This window comes from Kitasatospora sp. NPDC034533, assembly GCF_055575155.1.
The window spans coordinates 59,296-81,347 of record NZ_JBVITE010000005.1 but is presented as its reverse complement, the minus strand read 5'-3'; the positions used below and the strand labels follow the sequence as shown (position 1 = coordinate 81,347).

Here is a 22,052-nt window from a genome sequence, read left to right as displayed (position 1 = left end):
CTGCTCAGGCGTCGATCAGCGACCGCCACTCGGCGACCTTGGCCGGGTCCACCGGGGTGTTCCAGCCGTCGACCCGCACCGCGCCGCCGACGTGGAAGGCGTCGAAGCCCTCTGCCCGCAGCTCCTTCAGGTGCTCGGCCCGCAGGCCGCCGCCGATCAGGATCCGCTGGCGGTACCCGGGCTCGCCGGCCCGGGCCAGCTCGGCCGACAGCACCTCGCGCCCGGCGTCCACCCCGGCGGCCGAACCGGAGGTGAGGAAGGTGTCCAGGCCGGGCAGTTCGCCGACGGCGGCCCGCAGGGCGGCGCGGTCGGCGCTGTGGTCGATCGCCCGGTGGAAGGTCCAGCGGCAGCCGGCGATCGCCTCGGCGACGGCCGTGGTGGCGGCCAGGTCGACGGCGCCCCCGGCGTCGAGGAAGCCGAGGACGAACTCCTCGGCCCCCTCGGCCCGCAGCGCGGCGGCCCGGGCGCACAGCTCGTCCACGTCGCCGGGCGCGAAGCCGTCCCGGACGCGCAGCATGACCCGCAGCGGGAGGCCGACGGCGGCCCGGATCCGGCCGAAGTCCTCGACGGACGGGGTGAGTCCGTCGGCGGCCATGTCGGTGACCAGTTCGAGCCGGTCGGCGCCGCCCGACTCGGCGGCCTGGGCGTCCTGGGGGGTCAGCGCGATGACTTCGAAAATTGGTCTAGACATATTCGACAGATTGCCACATCCGGCGGCCCCCGGCGACCCCCGGCGCCCGCCGGAGGGCCGATCCGGTCACACCGTCCCGTGGACCGCCCCGACTCCCTCCCGCCGGCCGAACCGGTGCACCGCCACCGCCACCAGCAGGAGGAGCGCCACCGTCGGCGCCGCCACCGGCAGCAGGTGCGAGACCCCGCCCGACCCGCGCCAGATGTTGAACAGGCAGCCGGGCCCGGTCAGCACCAGCACCGTCACCCCCACCGCCACCGGCGCCACCCGCCCGCGCAGCCCGGCGAAGGTCAGCAGCAGCGGGGCGAGCAGCATCAGCACGAACCACCGCAGGTCCAGCGGGAAGCGGGTGTCGTCCCAGCTCTGGGCCCCCACCAGCAGCGCGCCCGCCGCCCCCGAGGCCAGTACCAGGCCGGCCTGGCGCCAGGTCGGCCGGGGCAGCAGGTCGGTCGGCGCCGCGACCAGCAGCAGCGCGGCCAGCACGAACGGCAGCGAGGCCATCCCGACGTAGCCGCTCCACCACAGGTCGAAGGAGGAGTCCCGCAGGGCCGACGCCAGGTCGTACACCCCCAGCGCCCCGAGGGCCAGCGCGCCGGCCCGCACCGCCGTCCACCGCCCCAGGAGCGCCGCCACCGCGAGCAGCACGGCGGCCACCGGCCGGGAGAAACTCGCGAAGTAGACCTCGTACGGGTCCTGCCAGGTCAGCCAGTTGGCGATCCGGTACGTGGTCGCCGCCCAGGCCATCAGCGTGGCACCGGCCGCCGCTCCGGCGAGCATCGGCGCGACCAGCGCCAGCAGCCGTCCGCCGGCCGTGGCCCCGGTCAGCCCGAGCCGCATCCGCAGCCCGTACCCCGCCAGGCCGGCGAGCTCCCGGGCGGCCTCCAGCCGACCGCCCTGCGCCGCCGTGTCGGCGAACACCTCGGCCAGTTCCCCGCCGCGCTCGCGGCGGTAGCGCTCGGGGTAGAGCTGGAGCGCGGCCCGCAGCACCACCGAGGGCGCCGCGCCGATCACCGGCGTGCTCATGAGCGGCCCCCTCCCGTCGCCGGCCGCCCCTGCGGCCCGGCCGCGCCCGGCAGCATCGACCGGATCCGGCTCAGCCGGCGCTCGGCCTCGGTGGCCACCGCCCGCAGCCGCTCGGCCTCGGCGGCCAGCGCACCCCGGCCCTCGGCGGTCAGCGCGTAGCTGCGCCGGGCGCGGCCGTCCACCACCTCCTCGGCGGCGACCTCGATCAGACCCTGCTGGAGCAGCCGGTCGAGCGCCCCGTAGAGCGTGCCGGTGCGCATCCTGACCCGGCCGCCGGAGATCGCGGCGATCTCCTGGATGAGCGCGTAGCCGTGCCGCGGGGCGTCGGCCAGCGCGGTGAGCAGCAGCAGCGTCGGCTCCTGCATGGCGCGTTCTGTCATACGACTACATATATCGCCGAACGGCATATCCCGTCCACCGGGCAGGGCCGACAGAATGGGCCGCATGACCGCCGAGACGACCGCCGGAACCGACGACCTGCTCGCCGACTGGACGGCCCTGCTGCACCGCTGCGGGGCCGTCGTGGACCCCGAGCCGTACGGCCGGGAGCTGCTGCGCCGCTGGGCGGAGCCGCAGCGCCGCTACCACACCGTCGCGCACCTGCGCGCGGTGCTGGGCCACCTCGACGAACTGGCCGGGCACGCCGCCGACCCGGACGCCGTCCGCCTCGCGGCCTGGTTCCACGACGCCGTCTACCGCCCCGACCGCACCGAGAACGAGGAGCGCAGCGCCGCCCTGGCCGTCCGCGCGCTGACCGCCGCCGGGCTGCCCGCCGAGCGGGTCGCCGAGGTCGAGCGCCTCGTGCTGCTCACCGTCGGCCACGACCCGGCGCCGGGCGACCGCGACGGCGAGGTGCTCTGCGACGCGGACCTCGCCGTCCTCGGCGGCACCCCCGAGGCGTACGCGGCGTACGCGTCCGCCGTCCGCGAGGAGTACGGCTTCGTCCCCGAGCCGGACTTCCGGGCCGGCCGCGCCGCCGTGCTGCGCCACCTGCTCGCCCTGCCCGCGCTCTACCGCAGCCCCGCCGCCCGCGACCGCTTCACCGCGGCCGCCCGCGCCAACCTGACGGCCGAACTCGCCGCGCTCTGAAGCCGGCCCCCGCCGAAGGCGCGCGCGGCCGCACGCCCGTCAGCCCCACCGCGACCTCGGCTCCACTCCGGACTCAGCTCCACCGCGACCTCGGCTCCCCCCGGACTCAGCCCCACCGCGACCTCGGCTCCACCCGGACTCAGCTCCACCGCGACCGCAGCCGGTCCGCGGCGGACATCCCGCCCATCACGGAGACGACGCGCCCCGTGATGGCCCACCACGCGTCCTGATCGCCCCCCGCCGCCTCCACCACCACCCACCACAGCCCGAGCCCGCAGCACCCGCCCAGCACACCCCACACCCAGCGCTTCATGCCGCGCACCGTACACGGCGGCTAGGCGAGCTCCCCCACCGGTGCCACCACCGCGCCCCGCTTGCCGCACACCCAGTGCGGCTCCGGCCCCAACTCGGGCTCCACGCCGAGCGCGTGCGGGTCCCCGTCGGCCGCGCAGTCGACGCACAGCGGCCAGCGGCCGTAGGCCTCCAGCAGCGCGTCCTGGACGTCCTGGGCGATCAGCCCGAGGACGTACTCGGTGCCGTCCGGCCACTGCTCCAGCCACCAGCGGCGGTGCGTCACGGCCTGCTCCACCAGCGAGACCACGGCGGCGTCCGCCACGTCCCGCGCGGTGAGGTCGGCCAGGATCAGCGCCCGGGCGTTGTGCAGGGCCTTCTCGATGTCGTCAGCAGCCATCCGTCCATTCTCCGATGCAACGACGAAAACGCCGCGTGGGCGGCTCCCCGAAGGGAGCCGCCCACGCGGACGAGGAACCTACCGATCCGATCGGGACGATCAGGATCAGAAGTCCATGTCACCGCCCGGCATGCCGCCGCCGGCGGGCGCGGCGGCCTTCTCCGGCTTGTCGGCGATGACGGCCTCGGTGGTGAGGAACAGCGCCGCGATGGAGGCGGCGTTCTGCAGCGCGGAGCGGGTGACCTTGGCCGGGTCGATGATGCCCTCGGCGACCAGGTCGACGTACTCGTTGGTGGCGGCGTTCAGGCCGTGACCGGCGGGGAGGTTGCGCACCTTCTCCACCACGACGCCACCCTCCAGGCCGGCGTTGGTCGCGATCTGCTTGATCGGGGCCTCCAGCGCGACCTTGACGATGTTGGCACCGGTGGCCTCGTCGCCGTCCAGCTCCAGCTTGTCGAACGCGACACCGGCCTGCAGCAGGGCGACGCCACCACCGGCGACGATGCCCTCCTCGACGGCGGCCTTGGCGTTGCGGACGGCGTCCTCGATGCGGTGCTTGCGCTCCTTGAGCTCCACCTCGGTGGCCGCGCCGGCCTTGATGACGGCCACGCCGCCGGCCAGCTTGGCGAGGCGCTCCTGGAGCTTCTCGCGGTCGTAGTCCGAGTCGCTGTTCTCGATCTCGGCGCGGATCTGGTTCACGCGGCCCGCGACCTGCTCGCTGTCGCCGCCACCGTCGACGATGGTGGTCTCGTCCTTGGTGATGACCACCTTGCGGGCGGTGCCCAGCAGGTCGATGCCGGCGTTCTCCAGCTTCAGGCCGACCTCCTCGGAGATGACGGTGCCACCGGTGAGGATGGCGATGTCGCCGAGCATGGCCTTGCGGCGGTCGCCGAAGCCCGGGGCCTTGACGGCGACGGACTTGAAGGTGCCGCGGATCTTGTTCACGACCAGGGTCGACAGGGCCTCGCCCTCGACGTCCTCGGCGATGATGACGAGCGGCTTGCCGCTCTGCATGACCTTCTCCAGCAGCGGGAGCAGGTCCTTGACCGAGCCGATCTTGGAGTTGGCGATGAGGATGTACGGGTCCTCGAAGGTCGCCTCCATGCGCTCCAGGTCGGTGGCGAAGTAGGCGGAGATGTAGCCCTTGTCGAAGCGCATGCCCTCGGTGAGCTCCAGCTCCAGACCGAAGGTGTTGCTCTCCTCGACGGTGATGACGCCTTCCTTGCCGACCTTGTCCATGGCCTCGGCGATCAGCTCGCCGATCTGGGTGTCGGCGGCGGAGATGGAGGCGGTGGAGGCGATCTGCTCCTTGGTCTCCACGTCCTTGGCCTGGGCCAGCAGCTGGTCCGAGACGGCGGCGACGGCCTTCTCGATGCCGCGCTTCAGGGCCATCGGGTTGGCGCCGGCGGCGACGTTGCGCAGACCCTCGCGAACCAGGGCCTGGGCGAGCACGGTGGCGGTGGTGGTGCCGTCACCCGCGACGTCGTCCGTCTTCTTGGCGACCTCCTTGACGAGCTCCGCGCCGATCTTCTCGTACGGGTCCTCGAGCTCGATCTCCTTGGCGATGGAGACACCGTCGTTGGTGATCGTGGGGGCGCCCCACTTCTTCTCCAGCACGACGTTGCGACCCTTGGGGCCGAGCGTGACCTTCACCGCGTCGGCGAGCTGGTTCATGCCACGCTCAAGGCCGCGGCGAGCTTCCTCATCAAAGGCGATGATCTTGGCCATCAGAAGTGGTCCTCCGGGACACGGTCGACTGCTCGGACCAAGGGGTGCCCGCGACGGACGGCCCTGGTGCGCGGAGGTCCATTCCCCTGCCGCTCCCGGGGGCCTCACCGACCCGGTCCGCTGTCACTCTCACACTGTGAGTGCTAACGCAATGATTAGCACTCCGGGTGGTCGAGTGCAAGCCCTGCCGCCGATCCGCGAGCCGCCGCCGGGGCCGTCCGGGAACGCCGACGGGCCCGCACGACACGCGTCGTGCGGGCCCGTCGAGAAGCGAGTGGTCACCAGCCGTGGGGCCGCGCCGAGCTCCTGGAGTCGGAAGGGGTCAGACCGCGGCGCGGACCATGTCCGCCTGCGGGCCCTTCTGTCCCTGAGAGATCTCGAACTCGACCCGCTGGCCCTCCTCGAGGGTGCGGTAGCCGTCCATCTGGATCGCGCTGTAGTGGACGAAGACGTCCGCACCACCGTCGACCGCGATGAAGCCGTAGCCCTTCTCCGCGTTGAACCACTTGACGGTGCCCTGAGCCATTCCGAACTCCCCTAGTGCTGTGCTGGCCCTTCACGGGCCCGCAGGTCGCGGGCCCGGGTTGGTTTGAAGGCCGGCCCGGGGAACCCCCCCTGGGCGCAGCCGTGCACGCCGCAACCGACCGCTCAGGACGCCAGACGGCTTCCGGCGAGCGGGTGATTGCGTCGACCGCCGCTGAATGTATCCGGATCGACGCCCTCTGCAACAGGGCCAACCGCCGGTAATTCCGCCGGGGCGTCAGCGGACAGTACGGGCCGAATCGGAATGATCTCGGCATTCCACGCCGGACATAGCGGACGAATTACCCAAAATGCCTGACGGAATTCTGACAGCTGCCTGACATGTTTCACGGGCCGGTCTCACCGGCCGAACGCCCTGGGGCGGAGCACCGCGCGGGCCGAAAGGGAATCCCTGTTCCCAGCCGAGCGACACTCTACTCCGACTCGACCCGGAAATATTCCCGCCGAAATGCGAACGGCCGCCCGCGCGTACGGAGAGCCGAATTCCGTACGCGCGGGCGACCGCGGGTCACCGCGTGGGCTCAGCAGCCGCCGGCCACCGCCGGGATGATCGAGACGCCGGCGCCGTCCTTGATCTCGGTCGCCAGGCCCTCGGCGAAGCGCACGTCGTCGTCGTTCACGTAGACGTTCACGAAGCGGCGCAGCTTGCCGGTGTCGTCCAGGATGCGGGCGGAGATGCCGGGGTGGTTGCGCTCCAGGTCGGCGATGACCTCGGCCAGGGTGGCGCCCTCGGCGGTCACCTCGGCGGCGCCGCCGGTGTAGGTGCGCAGGATGGTGGGGATGCGGACGTTGGCGCTCATGACTCTCCTTGCGGGGGCCGGCCTCGCGGGGCCTGCCTTGCGGGGGTGGGTTCCGGGGCGGTTCAGGCGGACGCGAGGCCGGCGGCGCGGAAGGCGTCCAGCGTCGGGCGGATGACGGCGGTCATCCCGGCGTCGGAGACGGCGTCCAGGGTCTTCAGGCCGTCGCCGGTGTTGATCGCGACGGTCTCCTTGGCCGGGTCCAGCTGTCCGGTCTCGACGAGCTTCTTCAGCACGCCGACGGTCACCCCGCCCGCGGTCTCGGCGAAGATGCCCTCGGTCCGCGCCAGCAGCCGGATCGCGGCCACGACCTCGGCGTCCGTGACGTCCTCCACGGCGCCGCCGGTACGGCGGGCGATGTCCAGCACGTACGGGCCGTCGGCCGGGTTGCCGATCGCCAGCGACTTGGCGATGGTGTCCGGCTTGACCGGCTTGATCACGTCCCGGCCGGCCTTGAACGCGGCCGACACCGGGGAGCAGCCCTCGGCCTGGGCGCCGAAGATCCGGTACGGCCGGTCCTCGACCAGGCCGAGCTTGATCAGCTCCTGGAGACCCTTGTCGATCTTCGTCAGCTGCGAGCCCGAGGCGATCGGGATCACGATCTGCTCCGGCAGCCGCCAGCCGAGCTGCTCGCAGATCTCGTACGCCAGCGTCTTCGAGCCCTCGCCGTAGTACGGCCGCAGGTTCACGTTGACGAAGCCCCAGCCCTCGCCGGCCGCGTCGCCGATCAGCTCCGAGCAGAAGCGGTTCACGTCGTCGTAGTTGCCCTCGATGCCGACCAGCTCGCCGCCGTACACCCCGGCCATGACGACCTTGCCCTGCTCCAGGTCGTGCGGGATGAACACGCAGGAGCGGAACCCGGCCCGGGCCGCCGCCGCGCCCACCGCGCCGGCCAGGTTGCCGGTGGAGGAACAGGAGAGCGTGGTGTAGCCGAACGCCCGGGCCGCCTCGATCGCGCACGCGACCACCCGGTCCTTGAACGAGTGCGTCGGGTTGCCCGAGTCGTCCTTGATGTGCAGCTGGGCGGTGAAGCCGAGCTCCCGGCCCAGGTTGTCCGCCTTCACCAGCGGGGTCCAGCCCGGGTTCAGGTTGGGCTTGGAGGCCACGTCGGCCGGGACGGGCAGCAGCGGCGCGTAGCGCCAGATCGAGGTGGGGCCGGCCTCGATCCGCTTGCGCAGCTCCTCGGCGCCCTCACCGCCGAACTCGTAGGCGATCTCCAGCGGGCCGAAGCACTCCAGGCAGGCGAAGCTGGGGCCGAGCGGGAAGCGGGTGCCGCACTCCCGACAGGACAGGGCGGCGGCGGGGCCGAGGTCCACGGAAACGGGTGCGGCGGTGTCGATAGCCATGATGGCGAGGCCTCTCTCCTCATCTTCCCCGTGGCGCGGTCGCGCCACAGGCCGGAATTGGCACCTGTCCCGCCGGGGCCTGTGACGACAGCCGGGCGGGAAGGTTGCCGGGACGTCAACGGGCCGTTCCCTCAGTCCCTCTGGATGAGCTTGTGAAATTGTGGTGGTGCTCAACGGCGACCCCGGCGTGCGAAGGTCCGACCGCTGTACGAAGACTGTATCCGAAGGCGTCAACCCATGAACGGGACTGTCCGCCACGCGAGATGACCCGTTCCACCCGACCCCGCCGAGGAGACTTCCGTGCCCGCCGAACCGACCCCCGAGCTCCTCCCGCAGGCGGCGTCCTGGCTGCGCCGCCGCTCCTGGAGCGCGGCCGACCGGCCGGTGAGCACCCTCCTCGCGGCCAAGGAGCGCACCGGCCGCACCGTCAGCGTGGTCCTGCCCGCGCTGGACGAGGAGGCCACCGTCGGCGACATCGTCCGCACCATCCGCCGCGAGCTGATGGAACGCCTGCCGCTGGTCGACGAACTCGTCGTGGTGGACTCCGGCTCCACCGACGACACCGCCGCCGTCGCCGCCGAGGCCGGCGCCCGGGTCGAGCACCGCGACGCCATCCTGCCCCGGCTGCCCGCCGTCCCCGGCAAGGGCGAGGTGCTCTGGCGCTCGCTGCTGGTCACCCGCGGCGACATCGTCTGCTTCGTGGACGCCGACCTGCGCGAGTTCGACCCGGCCTTCGTCTCCGGCATCGTCGGCCCGCTGCTGACCGACGAGTCCATCCAGCTGGTCAAGGCCATGTACGACCGCCCGCTGGAGTCGGAGGGCGCCGTGCTGCCGGCCGGCGGCGGCCGGGTCACCGAACTCGTCGCCCGGCCCCTGCTCAACCTCCACTGGCCGGAACTCGCCGGTTTCGTCCAGCCCCTCGGCGGTGAGTACGCGGCCCGCCGCTCACTGCTCGAACGGCTGCCCTTCCCCACCGGCTACGGCGTCGAACTCGGACTGCTGGTCGACGCCCTGGAGCTGGCCGGCCTGGACGCGCTGGCCCAGGTGGACGTCGGCGTCCGGCACCACCGCCACCAGGACGGCCAGGCCCTCGGCCGGATGGCCGCCACCATCTACCGGACCGCCCTCGAACGCCTCGACCGCACCCACCGCCTCAAGGCCTCCGCCGACCTGGTCCACCCCCACCTCACCCAGTTCACCCGCGACCCGAGGACCCGGGCCTTCACCGCCCACACCCACCCGGTGACCGCCCGGGAACGCCCCCCGATGCACACCGTCCCCGAGTACGCCGCCCGCCACTGACGGGTTTGCCGCCCCGTACCCCCGGCAACATGCCAACCATGGGCGATCTCACGACCAACCGTTCGAGCGAGACCGGCACCGCCCCCGTCCTGGTGGCCTCCAACCGGGGACCGGTGTCCTTCAGCACCACCGTCGACGGCACGCTGACCCTGCGGCGGGGCGGCGGCGGGCTGGTCTCCGGCCTCTCCGCGATCGACGACCCGAACGCCGTCTGGGTCTGCGCCGCCCTCAACGACTCCGACCGCAGAGCCGCCGCCGAGGCCCCCGACGGCCGCCTCGACCGGGCCGGCCACGACGTCGGCGGGCAGGCCGTGCGGATGCTGGACATAGACCCGCAGACCTTCGCCCGCGCCTACAACGGCGTCGCCAACTCCACCCTCTGGTTCGTCCACCACCTGCTCTACGCGACCCCGACCGCCCCCTCCTTCGACGCCCGCTTCCGCACCGAGTGGGCCGCCTACCGCGCCTACAACGAGGCCTTCGCCGAGGCCCTGGCCGGCGAGGCCGCCCCGAACGCCGCGGTCCTCGTCCAGGACTACCACCTGTCGCTGGTCCCGGCCCTGCTCCGCGAGGCCCGACCCGACCTGCGGATCGGCCACTTCTCGCACACCCCCTGGGCCCCGCCCGAGTACTACCGGCTGCTGCCCGACGACGTCGCCCGGGCCGTGCTCACCGGCATCCTGGGCGCCGACCGGGCCGGCTTCCTCACCGAGCGCTGGGCCCGCGCCTTCGCCGCCTGCTGCGCGGACCTCCTCGGCGCCACCGTCGACCACGACGCGCTCACCGTCACCCACGACGGCCGCACCACCCGCCTCGGCGTCCACGCCCTCGGCGCCGACGGCGACTTCCTGCGCGAACGCTCGCGCCGCCCCGACGTGGACGAGCGCCTCGCCGCCCTGCGCGAGGCCGTCGGCGACCGCCGCACCATCGTCCGGGTCGACCGCACCGAGCTCAGCAAGAACATCGTGCGCGGTCTCCAGGCGTACCGGCACCTGCTCCGCACCCGCCCCGAGTGGCACGACCGGGTGGTGCACATCGCCTTCGCCTACCCGTCCCGCACCGACCTGGCCGAGTACCGGCACTACACCGCCGCCGTCCAGGACCTGGCCGCCGCCATCAACGCCGAGTTCGCCACCCCCGGCTGGCAGCCGCTGCTCCTGCACGTCGACGACGACTTCCCGCGCTCCCTCGCCGCCTACCGGCTGGCCGACGTCGCCCTGGTCAACCCCATCCGGGACGGCATGAACCTGGTCGCCAAGGAGGTCCCGGTGGTCTCCGACCACGGCTGCGCGCTGGTGCTCTCCCGGGAGGCCGGCGCCCACGCCGAGCTGGCGGACGACGCCCTCACCGTCAACCCGTACGACGTCATCGCGACGGCCGACGCCCTCCACGCCGGCCTGACCATGAGCCACGAGGAGCGCGCCGACCGCACCAAGCGCCTGGCCGCCGCGGCCACCGCGCTCTCCCCGCAGCAGTGGTTCCTGGACCAGCTCAACGCGCTGTGAGCGCCTCCCCCAGGGCCTCCAGCAGCTCCACCACGCCCTGCGGCCCGGCGACCACCAGGTCCGCCCGGTCGGCCAGCTCCCGCACCGGCGCGTCCCCCACCGCGCCGGCGCACACCAGCACCCCGGCCACGCCCTCGCCGCGCAGCTTCTCCACCGCCGCGAAGGCCGCCACGTCCCCCAGGTCGTCCCCCGCGTAGAGCACCGAGCGGGCCCCGCGCTCCCGCAGGAACCCGGTCAGCGCCGCCCCCTTGTCCACCCCCGGCGGCCGCAGCTCCAGCACCAGCCGCCCGGGTTCCACCACCAGCCCGTGCCCGGCCGCCAGCTCCTCCACCGGCGCCCGCAGCAGTTCCAGCGCCTGCTCCGGCGCCGCCGTGCGCCGGGTGTGCACCGCCACCGAGCGGCCCTTGTCCTCCACCCAGGTCCCCTCCGGCGCGGCCACCCGCTCCAGCACCCGCGGCAGCTCGGCCCGCGCCCGCACCACCCCCGGGTGCACCTCCGGCGCCGAGAGCCTCCCGTCCTCCCACCGCTCGGCGCCGTAGTGGCCCAGCACCACCACGCCCGGCAGGTCCGCGAACCCGCCGTACTCCACCGCCAGCGCGGCCGGCCGGCCGGTCACCACCACCACGGCGCCGACCACGGAGGTCAGCCGCCGCAGCGCCCCCGCCACCCCCGGGTGCGCCCGCGCCTGCCCCGGGTCCGCCACGATCGGCGCCAGCGTCCCGTCGAAGTCCAGCCCGATCACGGCGTCCCCGGGCGCCGCCAGCACGGCCCGCACCCCGTCCCGTCCGGCCTCGGTTCCCGGTACGAACATCTCTTGAAAACCCATACGAAAGCCCTACCCCGAAGCCCGCGCCTCCGCACCCGCCGGGTCCGTCAGCGGGCGGCCCGGCGCGCCTCCCGGATCCGTCGCAGGCGGTTCACCAGCACCGGCGCGTGCGCCAGCGCCTCCTCCCGGTCCAGCAGCCCGTTCAGCAGCTGGTAGTACCGCGTCGGGGAGAGCCCCAGCTCCTCCCGGATCGCCCGCTCCTTCGCCCCGGCCGTACGCCACTGCCGTCCTTCCAGCGCCAGCACCGCCCGGTCCCGTTCGTCCAGCCCGCCCGGCTCGGCCCGCTCGGCCCGCTCGCCCGGTTCGCCCATCGAGAACACCTCCGCCCACCACTACGGAGTGTCATTCTCCCGCGCGACCCCGACACACACTGCTCTCCCCGCCGGGCCGCCGTCCGCACTAACGTCGCCCCCATGACCACGCCCAGCTTCGCCGTGCACATCCCCACCGCCGACCTCGACCCCGACCCGCTCGACCCGTCCCAGATCCTCTCCGGCACCCCCGAGGTCACCGGGAAGGTGCTGTCCGAGTCCGCCGACGGCCGCCAGCTGCGCGGCCTCTGGCAGATCACCCCGGGCGTGGTCACCGACGTCGAGGCCGACGAGATGTTCGTGGTGCTCAGCGGCCGGGCCACCATCGAGATCGAGGGCGGCCCGACCCTGGAGGTCGGCCCCGGCGACTGCGCGGTGCTGCGCGAGGGCGACCGCACCACCTGGACGGTCCACGAGACCCTCCGCAAGGCCTACGCCATCACCCTGCCCTGAGCGGGCCCGCCCCCGGACCGGGGCCGCCTCCCCGCGCCCCGGTCCTACTTGCGGACCCTCGCGGCCTCCTGCGTCGCCGCGTCCTGGAGCCCGCCGAGCACCTGCTTCGGGTCCCCCGTCACCGCCTGGCCGATCCCGGCCTTGATCCGGTCGCTGACCACGCCCCAGGCCGGGTCCCCGAAGGGGTAGAAGCTCGCGTTGGTCAGCCCGACCGCGAACTGCTTGAGGTCCTCGTGCCTGGGGTCCGAGGCCATCTGGTCGAACGCGTCCTGGGTGACCGGCAGCAGGTTGTACTGCTCGTCGAACTTCAGCTGGTTGTCCTTGGCATAGACGAACGACAGGAACTTCTTGATCTCGTTCTTGTGCCCGTTCGCCTTGAACGCCGTCATCCAGTCCGCGACCCCGAGGCTGCCGGTCCGCCCCACGCCGTCCTTCTTCGGGATCGGCGCCGTCCCGAACTCGACGTTCCCGGCGGTCGCCATCCGCAGCAGCGTCGGGTGCCCGTTCAGCATCGCGACCTTCCCGGCCGCGAAGTCCCGGAACGCCGGAGTGCGGTTCACCTTGCCGGGGTCCGGGTACGTCAGGCCAGGGGCCACCAGGTTGTTCTTGAGCCAGCCGAACGTCGCCTGGTTCTGGGCGCTGTCGATGGTGTAGTTGCCCACGTCGTCGGAGATGCTGCCGCCGCCGCTCAGCGTCCACAGCATCGACTCGGCCGGCGCCTCCTCCGGGCCCAGCGGCAGCCCGTACGGGGTCACCCCCGGCACCTTGGCCTTGATCTTCTCCGCGGCCTGCCGCAGCTCGCTCCAGGTGGTCGGCGGCTGGGCGATCCCGGCCTGGCGGAACACCGCCTTGTTGTAGAAGAGCACCCGCGACGAGGACACGAACGGGATGCCGTACTGGGTGCCGAGCACCTGCCCGGTGTGCGAGAAGGTCTCCAGGAAGTCGGCCTGGGTCTCCAGCGAGAGCACGTCGGACGCCGGGTACAGCCGGTCCGCCGCGACCTGGTCCGCGAAGCCGCCGGTCTGCAGCAGGTCCGGCGACTTGCCGGCCGCGATCATGTCCTCGACCTTCTTGCCGATCTCGGTCCAGGAGTCCACCTCGACGCTGACCCTGATCCCGGGGTTGGCCGCCTCGAAGTCCCTGACGACCCCGTCCCAGTAGTGCTGGGAGCTGGTCTCGGGGCTCTCCCCGTAGTCGGCCGCGACCAGCCTCAGGGTGACGGTCCCGTCGCCCTGCCCGCCGCACGCGCTGGCCGCGATGAGCACCAGTGCTCCGGCCAGCGCACCGCCGAGCACACGGGTGGGAACGTGGGCGCGCCTGTTCAACGCGGGTACCGCCTTCGGGGGGATGCGTACGAGCAGAAAAGCCGACCGGAACGGGGGCATCCGGCGGGGGGAGGCGCCACACTGTCAAACCCGCCGACCGCCGGTCCACACCAGCGGCCCGGACCGCCCCAGGAGTTATCGAAGTGCCCGGAGTCGTTGCACGATGCGCAACACGGCCCCCGCCCCGGCTCCCCACCCGTGCCGCCCCGTCCGCACCGGACGCAAAGCCCCCCACACGCCGCAGCTGCGACAAAGCTCACCCAATATGGACCAGACCAATCCGACAACTGGACTAGACCTCTTCGACCCGACCAAGGGAAACTGTCCTCCGTGAAGCACGTCATCGCACTCGATGTAGGCGGCACCGGCATGAAGGCCGCGCTGCTCGCCCAGGACGGCTCCGTGCTGTTCGAAGCACGCCGACCGACCGGGCGGGAGCACGGCACGGACGCCGTCGTCGCCGCCATCCTCGACTTCGCCACCGACCTGGCGGACGAGGGCCTCAGCCGTTTCGGCGTCGCCCCGCTCGCGGCCGGTGTCGCCGTCCCGGGCACGATCGACGAGAAGAACGGCATCGCGGTCTTCTCCGCCAACCTCGGCTGGCGCGAGCTCCCGCTGCGGGAACTCCTCGGCGAGCGCCTGTCCGGGCCGGACGGCGGCGCGATGCCGGTGGCCCTCGGCCACGACGTGCGCTCCGGCGGCCTGGCCGAGGGCCGACTCGGCGCCGGCCGCGGCGTCGACCGCTTCATCTTCGTCGCCCTCGGCACCGGCATCGCCGGCGCCATCGGCATCGACGGCCGGATCGAGTCCGGCGCGCACGGCTACGGCGGCGAGATCGGCCACGTCGTGGTCCGCCCGGGCGGCCCCCGGTGCGGCTGCGGCGCCCGCGGCTGCCTGGAGACGCTGGCCTCCGCCTCCGCCGTCTCGCGCGCCTGGGCCGAGGCCAGCGGCGACCCCGACGCCGACGCGGCATCCTGCGCCGCCGCGGTGGACGCCGGGGACGAGCGCGCGCTCGCGGTCTGGCAGCGGGCCGTCGACGCCCTCGCGGACGGGATCATCGTGGCCCAGAGCCTGCTCGACCCGTCCACGGTGATCGTCGGCGGCGGGCTGGCCGAGGCCGGCGACACCCTCTTCACTCCGCTGCGCGCGGCGGTCGCCGAGCGGCTGACCTTCCAGATGCCCCCCGAGGTCGTACCCGCCATGCTCAAAGACACCGCAGCGTCCCTGGGCGCGGGCCTGCTCGCCTGGGATCTGCTCTCCTTGGAGGTGACCGCGTGACCACCGCGGACCGTGACCGTACCGCCCTGGCCGGCGCCCGACTGGTGCTGCCCGGCGGCGTCGTCGAGGGCGACCGCCTCTCCGTCGAGGGCGAGCGCATCGCCGGCCTCGGTGGCGACGCCCTGCCCGGCGACCTCGACCTGACCGGGTACACCGTCGTCCCCGGCTTCGTCGACCTGCACGTCCACGGCGGCGGCGGTGCCGCGTACACCTCCGGCATCGCCGAGGAGGCGCTGCTGGCCGCCCGCACCCACCTGGAGCACGGCACCACCACCACGGTGGCCTCCACCGTCACCGGCGAGATCGACGAGGTCGCCCGCCAGGCGCACGTCCTCTCCGAACTCGTCGAGGACGGCGTCCTGGCCGGCATCCACTTCGAGGGCCCGTTCATCTCCCACAACCGCTGCGGCGCCCACCGCCCCGACCTGCTGCGCGACCCGGACCCGGCCCTGGTGCGCAAGCTGGTCGACGCCGCCCGCGGCCACGCCAAGATGGTCACCCTCGCCCCCGAGCTGCCCGGCGGCCTGGAATCGGTGCGGATGCTCGCCGACCTCGGCGTGATCGCCGCCGTCGGCCACACCGACTCCGACTACGCCACCACCCTGGAGGCGATCGAGGCCGGCGCCACCGTCGCCACCCACCTGTTCAACGCCATGCCCGGCATCGCCCACCGCGCCCCCGGCCCGATCGTGGCGCTGCTGGAGGACGAGCGGGTCACCGTCGAGCTGATCAACGACGGCGTGCACCTGCACCCCTCCGTGCTGGACCTCGCCTACGGCACCGCCGGCGCGAGCCGGGTCGCCCTGATCACCGACGCGATGGGCGCGGCCGGCATGGGCGACGGCCTCTACCCGCTCGGCCCGCTCCAGGTCGAGGTCAAGGACGGCGTCGCCCGGCTGGTCGAGGGCGGCGCGATCGCCGGCTCCACCCTCACCCTGGACGTGGCGTTCAAGCGCTCGGTCACCGTCAACGGGCTGAGCCTGGGCCAGACCGTCGAGTCGCTGTCCGCCACCCCGGCCCGGCTGCTCGGCCTGGGCGACTCGATCGGCTCCCTGGAGACCGGCAAGTTCGCCGACCTGGTCGTGGTCGACTCCCGGAGCTACGACCTGGTCGCCGTGATGCGCCGCGGCCGCTGGGTCCTCGGCGGCGAGAAGTTCGAGGCCGTCAGGTCCGTCTGAACGACGCGGCGCGAGACCGTCAGGTCCGCCGGGCGACGCGGTGCCAGGCCGTCAGATCCGCCGGACGACGCGAACGGCCGCCCTCCCCCTCGGGGACGGGCGGCCGTGGTGCGTGCGGGGCCCGGTCAGCCGCTCGGCTCGATGGTGATCTGGTCGATCAGGATCGACGCCCCGGCGGGCACCGTGAAGGTCACCGAGTTCGACCCGGTCTGGAACTGCGGCAGTATCCAGGTGGTGAACCAGGAGGACGCCGGGTCCTTGGCGCCGCCGTACGTCTTGTAGGTCACCCCGCTCGGCCAGTCCTTGCCGTTCACCGTGGCGCCGCCCTTGAACTCTCCGCCGCCCGTGTAGTTGTAGTGCACCGTCAGCTTGTACGTCCCCGCCGTCGCGACCTCGCCGGTCCAGGTCACCGTGCCGCCGGGCTGGAGCGTCAGGTAGCCGCCGTCGGCGGACTTGGCGCCCTTGACGCTGTTGCCGGACGGCGCGTTCTGGCCCTGGAGCTGGCTCGCGTCCACCGACACCGGGCCGGTGATGGCCATCGGGCTCGCGGAGGGCGCCGCGCTCGCGGAGGTGGCCGTCGGCGCCGGGGTGGTGGGGGCCGGCGGGGCGGTGGACGCCACACCGCCCTTGGCTTCCTTGCCGTCGTCCTGGTCCCCGGTGGAGAGCGCTATCCCGGCGCCGATCGCTATCGCCGCGATCACGGCGACCGCGCCGATCACCGCGCCCTTGCTCCGGCCGCTGCCCCGGGGCTCCTCGCCCGGCTGCGGACGGGAGTGCTCGGCGTAGCGGTTCTGCTGGACGGGTGCGCCACCGTACTCGGGCTGCTGCGGCACGCCGGGCTGACCGCCGTACGGGGGCTGCGGCTGGCCGCCCGGGTACCCCTGCGGCGGCATGCCCGGCTGGCCGTACGGCTGCTGGGGCTGCTGGGGCGCCCGCGGCGGCGCTCCCTGCGGGTAGCCGTACTGCGCGCGCCCGACCTCCATCGGGCGGTTGTACGACGTCCGCGGGACCCCCGGCTGCGGCTCGGCCGGCTGCCCGGTGGAGCCGTCGGCCGGGCGGTAGAGGTAGCCGAACGGGTCGTCGTCCTGCGGGGCACCGCCCCCCTGGCCCTCGGGCACTCCGTTGCTGCCGGCGGTCGTCACGGTGCTCTGCTCCCCCATCCGGTGCGCCGCCGGCTGCGGGCGGCGCAGATCATGGACGCTGTCGTACCGGGAACCCTACCTGTCGTACCTGACAGGGGGAAAAGAACCCTTGACAACTCACGGGTAACCCGGCCCGACCAGGGAGGCCCCCGCATCCGGGGCACCTCCGGGCACGCGGGGCGGACGCTAACCCGCGCGCCGGTGCGAGCGCTCGCCGCGCGCTCCGCGCACCGCCCCGCCCCGGGCGCGCTTCTCGTCGTACATCCGCTCGTCCGCGGTGTGCAGCACCTCCTCGATGCTCATCCCACAGCCGGCCCAGCCGACCCCGAGGCTCACCCCGACCCGCATCGCCCGGCCGTCGATCCGCATCGGCGGGATGATCGCGCCGCGCAGCCGGTGGGCGAGGTCCTTGGCCTCCTCGCGGCCGATCCCGTCCGCCAGCACCACGAACTCGTCGCCGCCGAGCCGGGCCACCGTGTCGCCGTCGCGCACCGCCTGGCTCAGCCGCCGGGCGACCTCGACCAGCACCGCGTCGCCCGCGTTGTGGCCGAACCGGTCGTTGATCGACTTGAAGCCGTCCAGGTCGCAGAAGAGCACCGCGAGCCCCTTGTCCACCGTCGCCGCGCCACCGGAGCGGAACGGCGCCGACCAGGCGTCGCCGCCCGGCCCGTACTCGGCCGGGACCACCGCGTGCACGTGCTCCCCGTAGCCCGGGCCGAGCGCCTCGGGCGGTCCGTAGCCGTGCGCCGGCCCCGCGTACGGGTCCGCGCCCTCCGCCCGGTGCCCGCCGTAGGAGTCGGCCGGGTAGCCGTACGGCTGGGGGCAGGCCGCCGCCTCGGCCGGGCCGGTGGCGCCGACCAGCTGCGGCTGGGGACAGAGCCGGCGGGCCAGCCGGGCCTTGAGCTCGGCACCGTTCGGCAGTCCGGTGAGCGCGTCGTGGCTGGCCCGGTGGGCGAGCTGGAGCTCGTGCCGCTTGCGGTCCTCGATGTCCTCGACGTGGGTGAGCAGGAAGCTCGGGCCCTCGGCCGCGTCCGCGACGATCGAGTTGCGCAGGCAGACCCACTGGTAGCCGCCGTCCCGCCGGGACAGCCGCAGCTCCGCGCGCCCGCTCTCGGCGCTGGTGCGCTCCAGCAGCGCCCGGTCGTCCGGGTGCACGAGGTCGGCGAAGCTCTGCTGGCGCAGCACCGCCCGGGGCCGGCCGAGCAGCCGGCACAGCGCGTCGTTGACCCTGGTCAGCTGGCCGCGCCCGGCACCGTGCAGCTCGGTGATCGCCATCCCGCTGGGCGCGTACTCGAAGGCCTGGCGGAAGCTCTCCTCGCTGGCCCGCAGCGCCTGCTGCTCCTTCTCCAGGCGGGCCAGCGCGCGCTGCATCTCGGCCCGCAGCCGGGCGTTGCCGATCGCGATGGAGGCCTGCAGCGAGAACATCTCCAGCGCCTCGCGGGTCCACGCCCCGGGCCGTTTGCCGCTGCGGGGGCGGTCCACCGAGAGGACGCCGAGGAGGTCGCCGCCGGCGCTGTACATCGGGGCGAGCAGCCCGTCGGCGGGGTGCCAGTCGTTGGCGTACACCGGCAGCGGGCCGTCCCCGATCCAGCGCGGGATGTCGCTGGCGACGGCCCAGCCGCGGTCGTACGGCAGGAAGCGCAGGGTGCCCCAGTGGTCGCTGACGCCGAGCAGCCGGTCCCAGGACTCCCGGGAGCCGACCTGGCCGAGCAGGACGGAGGGGCCGCCCATCGGGCTCTCCTCCAGCTCCCAGACGGCCGCCACCACGAGGTCCCCGTCCGGCCGGACCAGGCTGACCGCGGCGGCGTCGAAGCCGAGCCCGTGCACCGCGCCCTCGACGACGGCCTGGAGGGTGCCAGCGAGGCTGCGGGCAGCGTTGAGGTCCGCCACGACCCGGTGCAAGGTGCGGAGGGTCGCGAGACGGACGTACGGCTCCGACTCGGCTTCCATGCGGGGGCTCCCCGGCTTCTTCGGATAGTTCTTGATTGGTTATCGTCCGATTGCCAGAAGAACTGAATCACAGGGAGCACAGCGCTCGGCACGCTCGGTCAGCAATAGGCCGTCACTTGTGACTTAAATCACACAACACTAATGCGCCCTTAATCAGTTCATCCGCCCCAGAGCGGGACATTCGGCCCCATCGGAACATTTCTCGTGGTCGACCGCATTGGCCCCAGGCTGAAGCCGACTGGGCCCGCCGACCGGGCGGCTTCACTCCTGGGGGTGAGTTCGGCCACCGGGCGCAACCCTTCGGCCGGTCCTGCGGTCCTACGACCAAGGCCCGATGCCGTTTCCCCCGGACCCCGGCTACCGTGCGGTACGTGTACCCGTCCCCGCAGCCCGAAGCTGCCCCCCACGCCACGCCCGACGAGTTCCGGGCAGCCCTCTCCCAGCTCGCCGCCGGCGTGAGCCTGGTGACCGTCCACGACCCGGACGACGGCGAGGACGTCGGCATGACCGCCACGTCCTTCCTGTCGGTGTCGCTGGAGCCGCCGCTGGTGCTGATCTCGGTCCGCGAGGACTCCCGGATGGACGAGGTGCTCACCCGGGCGGACACCTGGGCGGTCTCGGTGCTGGCCGAGGGGCAGAAGACGCTCGGCTCCCGGTTCGCCATGAAGGGCCGGCTCAGCGACCGGCTGCTGTTCGCGGACACCGCGCACCACCGCGGCCCGCGCAGCGGCGCCCCGCTGATCGACGGCGCGCTGGCCACCGTCGAGTGCCGCACCGAGCAGCGGATACCCGCGGGCGACCACACCCTGCTGCTCGGCCGCGTCCTGGAGGCCGCGGTGCCCGACCCCGGCGGCCGTCCGCTGCTCTACTTCCGCGGCGGCTACCGCGCCCTGGGCTGAGCCGCCCGGCTACTCGCCGCCGCGCGGCGCCCGGCGCCCCTGCTTCAGCTCGGAGCGGTGCCGCTTGTTGTACAGCCGCCGCTCGACCATCCCCCGGCTCGGCCTGGTCGCCCGCCGGGCCTTCGGCGGCGGCGCGCACGCCTCCGTCAGCAGCGCCGACAGCCGGGCCGCGGCCGCCTCCCGGTTGCGCCACTGCGAGCGGAACTCCGAGGCCTGGATCACCAGCACCCGGCCTTCCACCAGCCGCCCGGCCAGCCGCTCCAGCGCCCGCTCGCGCCACACCTCGGGCAGCGCCCGGGTCGCGGCCAGGTCGAAGCGCAGCTCGGCCTTGGAGTCGGAGGTGTTCACGTGCTGGCCGCCGGGGCCGGAGGAACGCGAGAAGCGCCAGACGAGCTCGGCGTCGGGGACGACCACCGACCCCCGTACGCGGATGGGCTCGGACATGCCCCCATCATCGCGCCCCGGGCCCCCGCGGTCACCCGGTTATCGCCGGCCCGTCCGCTCCCCGGCCCCGGGTTAGTCCGGGGCGCCGCGAGCCCCGACAATGGCGTACGTGATCGAGCTCGGCTACTCCCTGTCCAACCGCTTCCCCGACCCCCCGCAGACGGACTACCGCACCGCGTCCGTGCACGCCCTGCGGTACGACCTGTTCTGCGGCGACGTCTACCTGGACGGCGAGGGTTCGGAACTGTCCACCGCCTGGGGCTGGGTGCCGGTGCTCGACTTCGCCTGGGCGCTGTGCGACATCGCCGAGCACCTGGACCGCGACCCGGACGGCAGCCGGGCGGCCCGGGTGCAGACCGCCGACCTCGACTTCACCCAGAACACCGAACTGCTGCGCTTCGCCCGCCGCTTCAACTGGGTGGAGGTCACCGCGACCTGGCTGCCGGACGAGCCTCCGGTGGTGGTCCGGCACAGCGAACTGCGGCGCGAGGCCCGGGACTTCCTCCAGGACACCCTGGCCGATCTCTTCGACATGCACCCCGACCTGGCCGACAATCCGGCCATCTGGTCGCTCCAGGGCCGGTTCCGGCGGATCTGACGAGCGCTTTGCCCGTGCTTTGCCCTCGGTTTGACGCCTGATCGGCGATCCGGCCGGCGCACCCGGCGGCTCCCGGCGGGCCCGCACGAAGAATTCACGGCCCCTGCGGAACCAAGCCGCCGGACCATTGCGTTGTCCCGGGGAAAAGCGCACGAAGCGAACGAAGGGACTTCAATCGTCATGCCAGTGAGCCTCTCCAAGGGTGGCAACGTCTCGCTGACCAAGGAGGCCCCGGGCCTGTCCGCGGTCAGCGTGGGCCTGGGCTGGGACGTCCGCACCACCACGGGCACCGAGTTCGACCTCGACGCCAGCGCGATCGTCCTGGACGCCAACGGCAAGGTGCTGTCCAACGCGCACTTCGTGTTCTTCAACAACACCAGCACGCCGGACAACACCGTCGTGCACACCGGTGACAACCGCACCGGCGAGGGCGCGGGCGACGACGAGTCGATCAACGTCAACCTGGCCGGCCTGCCGGCCGAGGCCGCCAGGATCACCTTCCCGGTCACCATCTACGACGGCGTCGCCCGCGGCCAGAACTTCGGCCAGGTCCGCAACGCCTACATCCGCGTGGTGAACGCGGCCGGCGGCGCCGAGATCGCCCGCTACGACCTCACCGAGGACGCCGCCACCGAGACCGCGATGATCTTCGGCGAGCTCTACCGCAACAACGGCGAGTGGAAGTTCCGCGCCGTCGGCCAGGGCTACGCCTCGGGCCTGGCGGGCATCGCCCAGGACTTCGGCGTCCAGATCTGACGCGTCCGGATCTGACGCGTCCGGATCTGACCGTCCGGATCCGAGGCGCCCGGAACCGACGCACCGGATCCGGCGCACCCACGGGAAACGCCGCGGGGGGGGGGGGGGGGGGGGGGGGGGGGGGGCGGGGGGGGGGGGGGGGGGGGGGGAGGGGAGGGGGGGGGGGGGGGGGCGTGG

General features: G+C 73.4%; 24 protein-coding genes and 1 riboswitch. Of the genes, 9 read left to right on the top strand and 15 right to left on the bottom strand.

Annotated elements, in window-relative coordinates:
• Positions 1 to 4: 4 nt before the first annotated feature.
• The 3 genes from ACZ55U_RS05675 to ACZ55U_RS05665 all read right to left on the bottom strand — a co-directional run bounded on the left by ACZ55U_RS05675 (position 5) and on the right by ACZ55U_RS05665 (position 2,094).
• A complete protein-coding gene (locus tag ACZ55U_RS05675) occupies positions 5 to 691 on the bottom strand; it encodes a copper homeostasis protein CutC (RefSeq protein WP_465522764.1) in 687 nt (228 codons plus the stop codon).
• Between the two features lie 66 nt (positions 692 to 757).
• The gene (locus tag ACZ55U_RS05670; RefSeq protein ID WP_465522762.1) at positions 758 to 1,714 is read right to left on the bottom strand and encodes a hypothetical protein; all 957 of its coding nucleotides are present in this window, start codon (positions 1,712 to 1,714) and stop codon (positions 758 to 760) included.
• Positions 1,711 to 2,094, bottom strand: a complete 384-nt coding sequence (locus tag ACZ55U_RS05665; protein WP_465522760.1) for a PadR family transcriptional regulator — start codon at positions 2,092 to 2,094, stop codon at positions 1,711 to 1,713. The genes ACZ55U_RS05670 and ACZ55U_RS05665 overlap by 4 nt, the downstream gene beginning before the upstream one ends.
• Before the next feature lie 64 nt (positions 2,095 to 2,158).
• Between ACZ55U_RS05665 and ACZ55U_RS05660 the strand changes: the two genes are divergently transcribed.
• Complete coding sequence (locus ACZ55U_RS05660) at positions 2,159 to 2,803, top strand: HD domain-containing protein (RefSeq protein ID WP_465522758.1); 645 nt, start codon at positions 2,159 to 2,161, stop codon at positions 2,801 to 2,803.
• Positions 2,804 to 2,942: 139 nt separating this feature from the next.
• Here ACZ55U_RS05660 and ACZ55U_RS05655 read toward each other — a convergent pair whose 3' ends face one another.
• The 6 genes from ACZ55U_RS05655 to thrC all read right to left on the bottom strand — a co-directional run bounded on the left by ACZ55U_RS05655 (position 2,943) and on the right by thrC (position 7,908).
• The gene (locus tag ACZ55U_RS05655) at positions 2,943 to 3,116 is read right to left on the bottom strand and encodes a hypothetical protein (RefSeq protein ID WP_465522756.1); all 174 of its coding nucleotides are present in this window, start codon (positions 3,114 to 3,116) and stop codon (positions 2,943 to 2,945) included.
• 21 nt (positions 3,117 to 3,137) lie between these two features.
• On the bottom strand, positions 3,138 to 3,494 hold the full coding sequence (locus tag ACZ55U_RS05650) for a hypothetical protein (protein ID WP_465522754.1): 357 nt from the start codon (positions 3,492 to 3,494) through the stop codon (positions 3,138 to 3,140).
• Positions 3,495 to 3,599: 105 nt separating this feature from the next.
• Positions 3,600 to 5,222 carry a chaperonin GroEL gene (groL, locus tag ACZ55U_RS05645; protein WP_465522752.1) on the bottom strand — a complete coding sequence of 541 codons (1,623 nt, stop codon included), beginning with the start codon at positions 5,220 to 5,222 and terminating at the stop codon, positions 3,600 to 3,602.
• A 322-nt stretch (positions 5,223 to 5,544) separates the two neighbouring features.
• Complete coding sequence (locus ACZ55U_RS05640; RefSeq protein WP_030289665.1) at positions 5,545 to 5,748, bottom strand: cold-shock protein; 204 nt, start codon at positions 5,746 to 5,748, stop codon at positions 5,545 to 5,547.
• Between the two features lie 538 nt (positions 5,749 to 6,286).
• A complete protein-coding gene (locus ACZ55U_RS05635; RefSeq protein WP_465522750.1) occupies positions 6,287 to 6,565 on the bottom strand; it encodes a ubiquitin-like small modifier protein 1 in 279 nt (92 codons plus the stop codon).
• Between the two features lie 62 nt (positions 6,566 to 6,627).
• The gene (thrC, locus tag ACZ55U_RS05630) at positions 6,628 to 7,908 is read right to left on the bottom strand and encodes a threonine synthase (RefSeq protein WP_465522748.1); all 1,281 of its coding nucleotides are present in this window, start codon (positions 7,906 to 7,908) and stop codon (positions 6,628 to 6,630) included.
• Positions 7,909 to 7,924: 16 nt separating this feature from the next.
• Positions 7,925 to 8,059, bottom strand: a riboswitch (SAM riboswitch).
• A 149-nt stretch (positions 8,060 to 8,208) separates the two neighbouring features.
• Between thrC and ACZ55U_RS05625 the strand changes: the two genes are divergently transcribed.
• Together ACZ55U_RS05625 and ACZ55U_RS05620 are read left to right on the top strand one after the other, a co-directional pair.
• Positions 8,209 to 9,210: a glucosyl-3-phosphoglycerate synthase gene (locus ACZ55U_RS05625; protein ID WP_465522746.1), complete on the top strand. Its 1,002-nt coding sequence runs from the start codon at positions 8,209 to 8,211 to the stop codon at positions 9,208 to 9,210.
• A 38-nt stretch (positions 9,211 to 9,248) separates the two neighbouring features.
• The gene (locus ACZ55U_RS05620; RefSeq protein WP_465522744.1) at positions 9,249 to 10,715 is read left to right on the top strand and encodes an alpha,alpha-trehalose-phosphate synthase (UDP-forming); all 1,467 of its coding nucleotides are present in this window, start codon (positions 9,249 to 9,251) and stop codon (positions 10,713 to 10,715) included.
• On the opposite strand, the gene otsB is transcribed toward ACZ55U_RS05620, so the two are convergent.
• Both otsB and ACZ55U_RS05610 read right to left on the bottom strand, forming a co-directional pair.
• Complete coding sequence (otsB, locus tag ACZ55U_RS05615; protein WP_465522742.1) at positions 10,702 to 11,526, bottom strand: trehalose-phosphatase; 825 nt, start codon at positions 11,524 to 11,526, stop codon at positions 10,702 to 10,704. The genes ACZ55U_RS05620 and otsB overlap by 14 nt on opposite strands.
• Before the next feature lie 62 nt (positions 11,527 to 11,588).
• A complete protein-coding gene (locus ACZ55U_RS05610) occupies positions 11,589 to 11,852 on the bottom strand; it encodes a DUF3263 domain-containing protein (RefSeq protein WP_465522740.1) in 264 nt (87 codons plus the stop codon).
• A 102-nt stretch (positions 11,853 to 11,954) separates the two neighbouring features.
• On the opposite strand from ACZ55U_RS05610, the gene ACZ55U_RS05605 reads away from it, so the two are divergent.
• Positions 11,955 to 12,305, top strand: coding sequence for a cupin domain-containing protein (locus ACZ55U_RS05605; RefSeq protein ID WP_465522738.1), 351 nt, complete (start codon positions 11,955 to 11,957; stop codon positions 12,303 to 12,305).
• A 44-nt stretch (positions 12,306 to 12,349) separates the two neighbouring features.
• Here ACZ55U_RS05605 and ACZ55U_RS05600 read toward each other — a convergent pair whose 3' ends face one another.
• Positions 12,350 to 13,630: an extracellular solute-binding protein gene (locus tag ACZ55U_RS05600; RefSeq protein WP_465522736.1), complete on the bottom strand. Its 1,281-nt coding sequence runs from the start codon at positions 13,628 to 13,630 to the stop codon at positions 12,350 to 12,352.
• Between the two features lie 330 nt (positions 13,631 to 13,960).
• Between ACZ55U_RS05600 and ACZ55U_RS05595 the strand changes: the two genes are divergently transcribed.
• Together ACZ55U_RS05595 and nagA are read left to right on the top strand one after the other, a co-directional pair.
• Positions 13,961 to 14,908 carry an ROK family protein gene (locus tag ACZ55U_RS05595; protein ID WP_465522734.1) on the top strand — a complete coding sequence of 316 codons (948 nt, stop codon included), beginning with the start codon at positions 13,961 to 13,963 and terminating at the stop codon, positions 14,906 to 14,908.
• A complete protein-coding gene (nagA, locus tag ACZ55U_RS05590; RefSeq protein WP_465522732.1) occupies positions 14,905 to 16,086 on the top strand; it encodes an N-acetylglucosamine-6-phosphate deacetylase in 1,182 nt (393 codons plus the stop codon). Before ACZ55U_RS05595 ends, nagA begins: the two co-directional genes overlap by 4 nt.
• Before the next feature lie 125 nt (positions 16,087 to 16,211).
• Here nagA and ACZ55U_RS05585 read toward each other — a convergent pair whose 3' ends face one another.
• Together ACZ55U_RS05585 and ACZ55U_RS05580 are read right to left on the bottom strand one after the other, a co-directional pair.
• A complete protein-coding gene (locus ACZ55U_RS05585) occupies positions 16,212 to 17,228 on the bottom strand; it encodes a carbohydrate-binding protein (protein WP_465522730.1) in 1,017 nt (338 codons plus the stop codon).
• 186 nt (positions 17,229 to 17,414) lie between these two features.
• On the bottom strand, positions 17,415 to 19,178 hold the full coding sequence (locus ACZ55U_RS05580; RefSeq protein WP_465522728.1) for a GGDEF domain-containing protein: 1,764 nt from the start codon (positions 19,176 to 19,178) through the stop codon (positions 17,415 to 17,417).
• A 371-nt stretch (positions 19,179 to 19,549) separates the two neighbouring features.
• On the opposite strand from ACZ55U_RS05580, the gene ACZ55U_RS05575 reads away from it, so the two are divergent.
• On the top strand, positions 19,550 to 20,077 hold the full coding sequence (locus tag ACZ55U_RS05575; protein ID WP_465522726.1) for a flavin reductase family protein: 528 nt from the start codon (positions 19,550 to 19,552) through the stop codon (positions 20,075 to 20,077).
• Positions 20,078 to 20,086: 9 nt separating this feature from the next.
• Here the strand turns inward: ACZ55U_RS05575 and arfB are convergent, their stop codons facing one another.
• Complete coding sequence (gene arfB / locus ACZ55U_RS05570) at positions 20,087 to 20,521, bottom strand: alternative ribosome rescue aminoacyl-tRNA hydrolase ArfB (protein ID WP_465522724.1); 435 nt, start codon at positions 20,519 to 20,521, stop codon at positions 20,087 to 20,089.
• A 100-nt stretch (positions 20,522 to 20,621) separates the two neighbouring features.
• Between arfB and ACZ55U_RS05565 the strand changes: the two genes are divergently transcribed.
• A complete protein-coding gene (locus tag ACZ55U_RS05565) occupies positions 20,622 to 21,119 on the top strand; it encodes a hypothetical protein (RefSeq protein ID WP_465522722.1) in 498 nt (165 codons plus the stop codon).
• Positions 21,120 to 21,299: 180 nt separating this feature from the next.
• Positions 21,300 to 21,875, top strand: a complete 576-nt coding sequence (locus tag ACZ55U_RS05560; RefSeq protein ID WP_465522720.1) for a TerD family protein — start codon at positions 21,300 to 21,302, stop codon at positions 21,873 to 21,875.
• Positions 21,876 to 22,052: the final 177 nt, after the last annotated feature.